Raw genomic sequence first — 12,165 nt, 5'->3', positions numbered from 1 at the left:
TGTATTGGTGATATCATGCGATTTGTTAAAATGCAAACAAAAGAAGTTGTAAATGTCTGTGATGGTAAAAAAATTGGGTATGTGAGTGATATAGAGATATGTTGGAGCAGTAAATGTATTGAAGCAATTATTGTTGAAAAAATGAATATTTTTCGTTTTTTTTGTTTTTTTAAAGAACCACCTTGTCTCATTATTCCAGTTGAATGTGTTTTATCATTTGGTGGGGATGTGATTCTTGTAAATATTGAAATGTGACACCTTTTTATTATTTGTGTCTTGTGATATAATGTAGAAGTAAACATAAAGGAGGAGCACTTCATGGATAAAGTAAAAAGATGGTTTTTTGAAGAAGAAGGCGACGAAACTGAAGAATATGGGGAAACAGAAGTCGATACTGATCCAAAAACAAGTTTATTTGAACAAGCAAAATTTTCAAAAGCAAGTGAAGCTGTTAAAGCTTTAAACGCTAATAAAGATAGTCATTTAGTTTTATTTGAACCTCGTGCATATGGGGAAACTCAAGAAATTGCTAATTATTTAAAACAAAAGAAAGCAGCCGTTGTGAATTTACATCGTTTACAAAAAGATCAAGCAAAACGTGTTGTTGATTTCTTAAGTGGTGTTATCTATGCAATCGAAGGTGATATTCAAAGAATTGGACCTAAAATTTTCTTATGTACACCTCGTAATATTGGGGTTGCTGGAACAATTGATTTAGATGAAGATGAAATTGAAGAATAGTGTATTAGCTTAGCTAATACTCTTTTTCATGTTAGAACATTTTAAAGGTGAAGAAGTTTTTGTTAAAAAAGTACTTGAATATAAAGACCAAGCCCTTTATAAACAAAGACTTATTCTTACCTCTTTTCTAGATCCTTATCATCAATCAATTGTAAGAAGTATTATCGGTCAAAGTGATGAACTGCAAGTTTTAGCTTTTGGTGGCTTTTTAAATAATGAAAGTCAAAGAATGATTATTGCTCCTGATTTCTATGAAATAGAAAAAGATGATTTTGAAATTATTGTGTTGCAAATTCAATACCAACAAAAATTTGAAAAATTAACACATCGAGATGTCTTAGGAGCAGTGATGTCACTTGGTATTAAAAGAGAATTATTTGGCGATATAGCAAGTCAACAAGATGGATTTTATATTGCGATTGAAAAAAATCTATATCCCTATTTAAGTGCTAATTTAACAACTATTAAACATAGTCATGTCCATTTACATGTTTATACTGACCCTGTAGAAATTCAAAATCAATATCTTGTTAAATCTTTTATTGTTTCATCTTTAAGATTAGATAAAATTATATCTAGCTTTTATAAAATTCCTAGGACCAAAGCAGCAGATTATATAAGAGCAGGTTATGTAAAAGTTAATCATAAACCGGTTGAACAAATAAATTATTTGTGTAATAATAGTGATATAATATCCTTTAAAGGGCATGGAAGAGTCAAGTTTGTAGATTGTCATAGACAAACGAGATCAAATAATTACGTAGTAGAGGGATATTTTTATAAATAAGGAGTGATACGATGAGTGATATTAAAAAGCAGTTTAGAGGTTATGACATCAATACTGTAGATGCTTTATTAGAATCTAATCAAAAACAAATACAAGATCTTGAAAGTCAGTTAACAAGTCTTAACGAACAATATCAACATTTAAAAGAACAAAATTCTTTATTACAACATCGTGTCAATATTCAAGAACAGACCAATGAAGAAATTGCCCGTTTAGCATTAAAAGAAGCGAGTGAACTTATTGACAAAGCGAAAAAGAATGCTAATATGATACTGAGCGAATCATTAGAATATGTTCGATCATTATCTGATGAAATGAGTGATTTTAAATCACAAGCTATTCGATTTAGAGCTTCAGTTGAACAGATGTCAAAAGATATCCTTGAGTCAATTGATCATTCTGAAGTTTATAACTTAATAAATGAAGATCTAAAAAATGATAAATACGATGAAGGAGATAGTTTATAACAGGAGTTTGTAGAGAACTGATGGTTGGTGAAAATCAGTAATGAGCGTTATAATGAATCACTCTGGAGTAGCACTTTGAATCAAGTAGAAGTCGCCGTTAATCGCGTTAAGATAGAGTGCGTATGAAAATACGAATTAAGGTGGTACCGCGATCACATCGTCCTTAGGATGATGTGTTTTTTTATTTTGGAAAGGGAGAAAACAATGAATTACAAAGACACATTATTAATGCCAAAAACAAGCTTTGAAATGCGTGGAAACTTGCCTAAAAAAGAACCTAAATACGTTGAACGCTGGCAAGAAACAGACATGTATAACAAAGTAATTCAACAAAACGAAGGAAAAGAAAGTTTTATTTTTCATGATGGTCCTCCTTATGCAAATGGAAATATGCATATGGGACATATGTTAAATAAAGTAATTAAAGATGTTATTTGTCGTTATAAAAACATGAATGGTTTTTATACACCTTATATTCCAGGTTGGGATACTCATGGTTTACCTATTGAAAATGCAATTCAAAAATTAGGGGTTAACCGTAAAGAAATGTCTACAGCCGACTTTAGAAAAAAATGTGATGTTTATGCACATGAACAAGTTAAAAAACAAATGGAACAATGTATCCGTATGGGAACATTTGCAGATTATAAACATCCTTATTTGACTTTATTACCAGAATTTGAAGCAAATCAAATTGATGTTTTTGCTAAAATGGCGATGGATGGATTAATCTATAAAGGATTAAAACCAGTATATTGGTCACCATCTAGTGAATCAGCACTTGCTGAAGCAGAAGTAGAATATCATGATGTAAAGAGTCCAACAATCTTTGTTAAATTCCAAGTAAAAGATGGTAAAGGTATTTTAGATCAAGATACAAGTTTTGTTATTTGGACAACAACACCATGGACAATTCCTGCTAACCTTGCTATTTGTTTAAATCCTAATTATACTTATGCACTTGTTCAAAGTGAAAAAGGTAAATTAGTTGTATTAGAAGAATTAGTGGATTCATTATGGGGAAAATTTGGTTTACAAGAAAAAGAAATCTTACAAAGATTTAAAGGTAGCGACCTAGAAATGATCACATGTCAACATCCTTTATATGATCGTGAATCATTAGTTATTTTAGGAGAACATGTTACTGCTGATGCGGGTACTGGTTGTGTTCATACTGCTCCTGGATTTGGTATGGACGACTTTATTGTAGGTCAAAAATATGGATTAGATATTTACTGTAATGTTGATGAACATGGACGTATGATGGAAGATTGCGGTGAATGGCTTGCAGGACAATATGTTGATGATGCCAATAAAACAGTAACGATGAAATTAGATGAATTAGGTGTTTTATTAAAACTTGAATTCATTACCCATAGTTATCCACATGATTGGCGTACTAAAAAACCTATTATCTTTAGAGCAACAGATCAATGGTTCTGTTCAGTTGATAAAATTAGAGATAAATTATTAAATGAAATTGATCATGTTCAATGGTTAAATGAATGGGGTCATATTCGTATTTATAATATGATTAAAGATCGTGGAGACTGGTGTATTTCACGTCAAAGAACTTGGGGTGTACCAATTCCAATTTTCTATTGTGAAGATGGAACTCCAGTTATGGATGAAGCTGTATTTAAACGTATTTCTGAATTATTCAGAGAACATGGTTCAAATATTTGGTTTGAAAAAGATGAAAAATTCTTATTACCTGAAGGATACACAAATGAACATTCACCAAATGGTATCTTTAAAAAGGAAAAAGATATTATGGATGTATGGTTTGATTCTGGATCTTCACATACTGGATGTATGAAAGAAAGAGGATTTGATTATCCTGTTGATTTATACTTTGAAGGTAGTGACCAATATCGTGGATGGTTTAACTCATCATTAATTATTGGTACTGCAGTTCATGGTAGAGCACCATATAAAACAGTTCTTTCTCATGGGTTTGTTTTAGATGGTAAAGGAAATAAAATGTCTAAATCATTAGGTAATACAGTTGATCCAATTAAATTAGTTAACCAATATGGTGCTGATATTGTTAGACTTTGGGCTACTTCAGTTGCTTACCAACAAGATGTTCGTATTTCTGATGAAATCATGAAACAAATTGCTGAAGGATATCGTAAGATTAGAAATACAATGAGATTTGTATTAGGTAACTTAAATGATTTTAAAGAAAGTGATTTAGTAGATATTAAAGATTTACCTGGTGTTGATCAATATATGTTAGCTAAATTAAATCAATTAATGAAAGCTTATGATGAAGCTTACAATAATTATGATTTTGCTAGTGCAAACCAAGAAATCTTAAATTACTTTACAAATACATTAAGTTCATTCTATATGGACTTTACTAAAGATATTCTTTATATTGAAAAAGCTGATGCTTTAAGAAGAAGACAAGTACAAACAGTTTTATATCATCATGCTAAAACAATGATGAAATTATTATCAACAGTCTTAGTCTTTACAAGTGAAGAATTACATGATAACTTCACATGTGATGAAAACAAAGCAGAAAGTGTCTTCCTAGAACCTAAATATCAATTATTTGATATTCCTCAAGAAGAAGAGGTACTTGCTTATTTTGACAAATTCTTAGATGTGAGAAAAGATGTTTTAAGAGCTCTTGAAGGATTAAGAAATGATCAAGTTATTAAATCAAATATGGAAGCAAAAGTAACTTTAACTTTAAAAGAAGGTTACCAAGATGTTGCTCAACTTGCAGATGATTTAAAACAATTATTTATTGTTGCTAAAGTACAATTAAGTGATAATAAAGAATTACCTGAATATGATACAAGCTATATTCAAGTTGAAAAATTCCATGGTCATCAATGTCCACGTTGTTGGAATTACTTTGATGAAGATGAAATGGAAGGCGAATTATGCCATCGTTGTCATGATGTAGTTGAATAAAATACAAAGGATTGTGGTCAATTGACACAATCCTTTTTTCATATTTTGATGCTTACTTGCTATAGGGTAGGCTTTTTTCATATAATATAGGTAAGATGTGATGGAATGAGGTAAATATAATGAGTGATTTTTTTGTGTATTTTGCAAAAAATGGGCAAAACATATTCTTTTTTGTCATAATTATTGTTGTTATTGTTTTAGCGATTGATATTTTAGTATGGCATTTCTTTCACCTTAGAAGTGGTGAAAAGCAGGTTAAGGATATTTATAGTCGTATTTTTAAGCAAGAGCAAAGCCAAAAATATATATTATTAAGAAATAAAGATTTTAAAATTATCATGGTAAGTGATGGGTTTGATGATACTTTTCATGTTGATTTATCTTTATTAAAGAATGATGTTGATTATTTAGAAAATATCATTAATCAAGAAGATAGATATGCTCTAGAAAAGGGGATTGAAAAGTGGAATCATCAAGACGCTTTTTCTTATTTGTTTAAACAAAAAGGAACAGAACAGTATTTTACATTGACGATAAGTATAACAAAGGACAAAAAATACACGATTCTTTCATTTAGAGATGATACGAAGTATCAAAATGAAATCAATGATTTAAAACAACAACTTGTTCGAGCAAATGAAGTCAGCGACTATAAAGCAACTTTTTTGTCTAAAATGTCTCATGAAATTAGAACACCTATGAATGGGATTATTGGTATGTTGACACTTGCTAACCATGATGTAAGTCAAGATGGTCAAGCTGCTTATCATATTCATAAAGCACAAGAAATATCTCAATATTTATTATCATTAATTAATGAAGTTTTAGATATTTCTAGAATGGAAGCAGGTAAATTAGAATTAGAAGTTAAACCAATAGATATTTACCAATTTGAATCACAACTTAATACAATATTTAGAAAAATGATTGAAGAAAAAAATATTCAGTTTAACATTGAATATCATGATTTTGATGTTCGTTATGTCATGGGTGATGAATTACGCATTATGCAAATATTAGTTAATCTTGTTTCCAATGCTTATAAGTTTACTGAACATGGAGAAATAAAAGTTACTTTTAGACAAATGTATCGAGCAAAAGATAATATTAATTTTATGATGAAAGTACACGATACTGGAAAAGGAATGAAAAGAGATTTTATTTATTATTTATTCAAACCATTTGAACAAGAAAATGCTGAAATTAGTAAAAACTATGGTGGTTCAGGGTTAGGAATGGCTATTACTGATCAACTCGTAAGATTAATGGGTGGAGAAATTATTGTTGAAAGCTTACAAGGACAAGGAACAGACTTTACAGTCTTTTTAGATTTACCAATCGCAAGTAATCAAGTAGAAATAGAAGATAAACCACAGGTTGGTAAGGAACATATTCCTTTTACTTATGCAGGTAAGACTATTTTATTAGCTGAAGATAATGAAATTAACGCAGAAATTTGTTTAAGTGTTCTTGAACAAAAAGGTGCTTATGTAGAACATGTTCAGACAGGAAAACAAGCTATAGAACAATTTGAGAATCATCATCCTGGTTATTATGACTTTATTTTAATGGATATTCATATGCCGGAAATGGATGGTTATCAAGCAACACAAGAAATAAGAAAATTAGCACGACAAGATGCTAAAACTGTACCTATTTTTGCTTTATCAGCAGATGCTTATGTTGAAAATAAGCGTTATTCTAAAAAAATTGGCATGAATGGTCATTTTTCAAAACCAATTGATTTTGAGCAAATGGCTGAAGAATTAGAAGATTTTTTTAATGGAAGAGGTGATGAATATGAAATTTAATCCTAAAAATACATCTAAAATTATTGTTTCTAGTGTTATTTCTCTTTCATGTGCCTTTTCTGCATATCATCTTTATCAAAATGGATTAGTTTTTAATCCGAACGCTTTAAGTAATCAGTCTTTTAAGGGAAATCAAGTTGTTTTTAATCATCAACAACAAACACTAGATCAAAATCAAAATGGGAACCAAGATATTTATAAAAATAATAATCAGTCAAATGATGCAATGAATAATCAAGATAATCAATCAGGTTATTTATTCCAAAATGCTGCTCAACCATTTAAAAGTAATCAAAACCCTAATTATCTTATTAATAGTAGTGGTAGTCAATCAACAGTGGGTGGTACTGGATCAGGCTCAACTATTTTAGTTCCAGGAGAAAACGGGACGATTATCATACCTGGGGATATAGCCAATAATGGTAGTAGTGGTAATGGAAGTAATAATGGTCAATCGAATAATGGAAATGACACAACCAAAAAAGATGATTATGTTGATAAAGATACGCAGTATCAATTACCAGATGATCCTTTTTCAAGCATCGGTGTTGTTTCTGCTTTTAAGCCGACTACTTCAACAAAAGGTTATACTTTTAATCCAAATTATGAATCAGTAATGGATATGGTCGATATAGTAGATCCACTTTATTATGGATGTGTTATCACACCTTGGAAGTTATTATGTAATTCTGTTGTTTATGTATTAGATGGTGATACACCGGTTTATCGAATTACTGAATTATCTGATTGCTTTGAAATTGTGGATTATCCAACAATTGTTACTGGTGATTTCACAGCTACTTTTCGTTTTAGAGAAAATGTAAATGCACCATGGCAAGAAGCAAAGCATACTTTTAAAATAGAATATGATACACGTGTTACTTTACTTAATTATGATAATCAAGAAGCAGGACACTTTTATTTAAAGGAAGGACAAAGTGAAGACTTAAGAAAATATTATAATGTCATGATTGATGATCAATCTTCTGTATCTAAGTTGTTTTCAGGATGGTCAAATAAAAAAGATGGTGAACCTTTAGCACATCAATATTCTACAAATCAAAAAGGAAGAGTTGAACTTTACCCTTTAGAATTAGAAGATATTCCTGCAGGATTTGAAGTAGAGTTAAAAAGAAGTGGATTGCTATATCATTATGTACTGACTGGAATAGATGGTGAAAGAACCTATGATGATATATCAATTCCTAGTAGTATTGATGAGATTTGTTTAGAAGGAAATCAGACTATTGATGTAAATGGTGATTTTTATATTTCTTCTAGTATCAATAAAGTTGATTTTAAAACAACGACTTTAAATGTAAATGGTCAATTTAAAGTAGATCATCGTAATGAACAATACAGTTCTTTTGATGGCTTGCTTATGGATAAAAACCAAGAAACCATCATTTATATGCCATGTCATGATGAAATTTCGATACCTGAATCAGTAAAAGACATTAAAGAGGTTTATCCATGTGTATGGTCTCTTTATTTTGATGGACCATTAAAAATTAAAGATACAAGTTTTTTAAGTCAAATTCAATCTATGTTTACAACAATCAATGTAAAAGATAAATACTATTTAGATTATTATCGTTACGGTTATAGTAATGCCCATAATGTATTTTTATATGGTGAAACGCTAGATTTCAGTGATTATGAAGTTAAAAATGATTTAATTTTATCTGATAACGATACAAAAGTAGTAGGAACGATGGCAGAGGCTTCAGGTACGATTATTATTCCTAATACCGTGACTTCAATAGCAGATAATGCATTTAGTGATAATGATAAAATATCAAGACTCATCTTCCCTTATGCTACTCCATTAAAATTTGGTAAAGAAGTTTTTAAAGATAGTCATATTAAGGAATTATTATTTTTATCAAATACGATTCCTCATATATCTAGCGATACATTTGATGGATTAGATCAAGACGCTAAAATAGAAGTTTTACAAAATCAATATGAAGAATACTTAAAACAATGGTCAAAATATCAAAATCAAATTATAAAATCAAAATCTGAATTTTATGAAAAGAATGGCTTTGATATTATCAAAACAAGTGAAGATAATCAAACAGTTACAACTTTGCTTAATGCACCTAGTTCATTAAAAGAATTTAATAGTCAAACATTATCAGATATAGAAATCAATGAGATAGGTAGAAATGCCTTTAGCAATTGTAGTCAACTCACTTATGTAGAACTACCAGCGAGTGTAAATAAAATTGATGCCTATGCATTTTATGGATGTCATTCTTTAGAAGGAATTGTTTCTAATACAACAGATCAAATTGTTGTTGAAGAAGGTGGATTAGAGATAAACGGAAGTAACACAGGAGATTTAAGATTTGTTGTATTTAATGCTAACGTGGCTCAATTTGAAAATAACTATAATCCAACATGTCATTTATTAATGTATGTTCCTCAAAATAATGAGGGCTATCCTGAATTAGTTAATGTCAATTTTAGTGATCATTATTTTTGCGATTATCAAGGTGGAGGCTATATTCTTTATGGTGATTGGGAAGGAAGTACTTCAGCCTATTATTTATATGCTGCAACAACAACTGTTCATGGTCATATAGCGACTCAAGAAAATGTTATTGAAATATTAGAAGGCGCTTTTAAAGATGTTCCGATTACTCAAATTGATCTTCATGTTTATTCGCTTGGATATTTTATTGATGCGAAAGCTTTTGAAAATACAAAATTATCTGGAACATTAGAATTGCCTGATGGCTTAGCTAAAGTATTTGGAGGTGCTTTTGCGAATACTCAAATTGAAAAAGTTATTTTCCCACAAGAATACTCATGGATTTGGAGTTCTTCTATAGATACTGATGCCTTTTATGGAACAGATACTTTAAAAGAAGTTGTCTTTAATTCTGATCAAATTATAGATTTATGGGTTAATACACCAACTTTACCATTTTCATTTAATTCTCATATATCTCAAGAAAATATAAAAATATTACTTCAAAATAGCGCAGCTGGCAATGAAGAAATTTATATTGAAAGTTGGAAATATTTATTTGCTGGCGTTCCTTTTGGAAATGAACTTTTCTTTCCTGATGATATGGATAAATTAAATGAAGCTGTTTCTATGTTACAAATCATGTTTGGTTATAAACCACAAACTAATCAACAACCAGATAATGATCAACAAGTTGTACCACAAGTACCTGTTGAAGAATCTGTACCAGAAAATCAAGAATCTTCCAAACCAGATGAAAATCAAGAAACTGAAACAAATCAAAATAGTCAGGTAGAAAATAATGAAGAGGAAAGTAATGAGGGGGAAATAGAATGATTATTGAACAATCAAGATATATTATTAAAGAAGTAGCGAAAGCATTTATAGGGAAAGATGATATTATAGAAAAAGTTTTAATGACTATTTATGCTGGAGGTCATATTTTGTTAGAAGATAGTCCTGGTACTGGTAAAACAACATTAGCCTTAGCTTTTTCTAAGGCTTTAGGTATGGACTATAAAAGAATTCAGTTTACTACGGATACATTACCTTCTGATATTACTGGTTTTTCTATTTTAAATAATAAAACAAATAATTTTGAATATCGACCTGGAGCTGTTCATTGTAACTTATTATTAGCTGATGAAATAAATCGTACTTCACCAAAGACGCAAGCAGCCTTACTTGAAGCAATGGAAGAAAAACGTGTAACTGTTGATGGAATAACTTATGATTTGCCTTATCCTTTTATTTGTATAGCAACACAAAACCCATATGGGGCAGCAGGAACGCAACCATTACCAGAGTCTCAATTAGACCGTTTTATGATTCGTTTATCCATTGGTTATCCAGATTTACAACATCAAATGAATATTATTAAAGCACATCGTTATGATAATCCTTTGGATCATATTCAACCCGTCGCTTCTAAAGAAGATATGATGGAAGTACAAAATTACTTAACTTCGATCCATATACAAGATGATGTTTTAAAATATCTCATTCGCTTATGTGAAGAAACAAGAAAATCACCCTACGTTGAATTAGGTGTTTCACCACGTGGTGTTTTGGCTCTTACACAAATGGCTAAAGCGCACGCTATTATTAAAGAAAGAACATATGTCAACCCTGAAGATGTACAAGCTATTTTTAAAGATGTTTGTGCTCATCGTCTTATTTTAAAACCACAAGCAAGAGTTGAAGGAATTGATGCTGATAAAATTTTACAAAGTATTTTAGAAGACATTAAAGCACCACAATTAGAAAGAGTTTAAGATGAAAAAAGCAAGAATTTTATATGGAATGATTGTTCTTTTTACTCTCAGTGCTATGATTTATAGCCAATATCGATATTTTATAGCTTTGCTTATCATAGAAGCCATATTTCCAATTTTATTATATATGTTATTGAAATATGATTTAAATCATATTTCAATTCATTATTTAGGTGATTCTAATGGCTGGGTTGATGAAGATATTCATTTATATTTAGAAGTGATAAGTACAACTCTTTTTGCTATAGGAAGTGTTGAGTTTAATATTGCTTATCATAATATTGTTTTTGATGATTGTCGTACATTCCATTATCATCAAAACTTAAACCGTCATTCAACTCAAATTCCTTGTTCATTTAAAGCAAAACTTTGTGGCGATGTAACCATGACATGTAAAGAAGTCTATTTTTATGATTTATTTGGTCTATGCCGTATTCGTTTTCCTTTTAGCCAAAGGCAAAATATGACGATTATTCCTGAAAAATTAAAAATAGATATGACAAGAAAAAAAGATTTATCTTATTTTAAAGAGGGGAATCATGATTATTTACTACAAAAAGGATTTGACATGAGTGATATTTATGATTTAAGAAATTATCATGATGGTGATGATATACGTCATATTCATTGGAAGTTATCAGCTAAAATGCAACAAATGCTTTTAAAAGAAGGAAGTCATAATAGTAGTATTAATACGGTTATGTTAGTTGATATTGGTTTATATCAGCATCAAAAAAAACTAGATCCTGTTAAATTATCTCATGCTCTATCTTATGCAATGTCTTTAAGTGAGACCTTGATTCAACAAGGACTTCCTCATTATATTGTGGTATCTCATAGTGAAAAAATGAGTTGGATACCGGTATTAGGGATAGATGATTTAAATTATGCTAGAACATTATGGCTATGTTCACCTTTACAAAAGAATAATGGGACAACGCTACCATTATTTTTAAGTGAACAATATGAATTACCTTTTTCAAAAATGCTTTATTTTACTGTAGGTGATTTTATCTCAGATATAAATGTAGTATCTCAAGATATGGATTTAACAGCAATCACTGTTAAAGATTCTATTGATGATGTCAAATCATTAAAGAAAGGAACAGTTCAATTTATTGAGTTACCAAGTTCTCATTTAACACAAAATATATATCATTTTGATATTTAAGAA

9 protein-coding genes and 1 other annotated feature are annotated in these 12,165 nt (G+C 29.9%); all 9 genes read left to right on the top strand.

Going from position 1 to position 12,165, the window contains the following annotated elements:
* Nucleotides 1-15 precede the first annotated feature (15 nt).
* Nucleotides 16-255: a YlmC/YmxH family sporulation protein gene (locus DWZ53_RS02265; RefSeq protein ID WP_118431589.1), complete on the top strand. Its 240-nt coding sequence runs from the start codon at nt 16-18 to the stop codon at nt 253-255.
* 63 nt (nt 256-318) lie between these two features.
* Nucleotides 319-741 carry a cell division protein SepF gene (locus DWZ53_RS02260; protein ID WP_118431587.1) on the top strand — a complete coding sequence of 141 codons (423 nt, stop codon included), beginning with the start codon at nt 319-321 and terminating at the stop codon, nt 739-741.
* Nucleotides 742-769: 28 nt separating this feature from the next.
* Nucleotides 770-1,528: an RNA-binding protein gene (locus DWZ53_RS02255; RefSeq protein ID WP_118431586.1), complete on the top strand. Its 759-nt coding sequence runs from the start codon at nt 770-772 to the stop codon at nt 1,526-1,528.
* An 11-nt stretch (nt 1,529-1,539) separates the two neighbouring features.
* A complete protein-coding gene (locus tag DWZ53_RS02250) occupies nt 1,540-1,995 on the top strand; it encodes a DivIVA domain-containing protein (RefSeq protein WP_118431584.1) in 456 nt (151 codons plus the stop codon).
* Nucleotides 1,967-2,163: a binding site (T-box leader), on the top strand. It overlaps the preceding gene by 29 nt.
* Before the next feature lie 36 nt (nt 2,164-2,199).
* On the top strand, nt 2,200-4,926 hold the full coding sequence (ileS, locus tag DWZ53_RS02245) for an isoleucine--tRNA ligase (protein WP_118431582.1): 2,727 nt from the start codon (nt 2,200-2,202) through the stop codon (nt 4,924-4,926).
* 119 nt (nt 4,927-5,045) lie between these two features.
* Nucleotides 5,046-6,737 carry an ATP-binding protein gene (locus DWZ53_RS02240; RefSeq protein WP_118431580.1) on the top strand — a complete coding sequence of 564 codons (1,692 nt, stop codon included), beginning with the start codon at nt 5,046-5,048 and terminating at the stop codon, nt 6,735-6,737.
* On the top strand, nt 6,727-10,053 hold the full coding sequence (locus DWZ53_RS02235; protein ID WP_158568160.1) for a leucine-rich repeat protein: 3,327 nt from the start codon (nt 6,727-6,729) through the stop codon (nt 10,051-10,053). Before DWZ53_RS02240 ends, DWZ53_RS02235 begins: the two co-directional genes overlap by 11 nt.
* Nucleotides 10,050-10,991, top strand: coding sequence for a MoxR family ATPase (locus tag DWZ53_RS02230; protein ID WP_118431576.1), 942 nt, complete (start codon nt 10,050-10,052; stop codon nt 10,989-10,991). The genes DWZ53_RS02235 and DWZ53_RS02230 overlap by 4 nt, the downstream gene beginning before the upstream one ends.
* A 1-nt stretch (nt 10,992) precedes the next feature.
* On the top strand, nt 10,993-12,162 hold the full coding sequence (locus tag DWZ53_RS02225) for a DUF58 domain-containing protein (protein WP_118431574.1): 1,170 nt from the start codon (nt 10,993-10,995) through the stop codon (nt 12,160-12,162).
* Nucleotides 12,163-12,165 lie beyond the last annotated feature (3 nt).

The sequence above is a fragment of the Coprobacillus sp. AF33-1AC genome (assembly GCF_003475785.1).
Taxonomy (GTDB): Bacteria; Bacillota_I; Bacilli_A; order Erysipelotrichales; family Coprobacillaceae; genus Faecalibacillus.
This window is presented reverse-complemented; position numbering and strand designations above follow the sequence as displayed.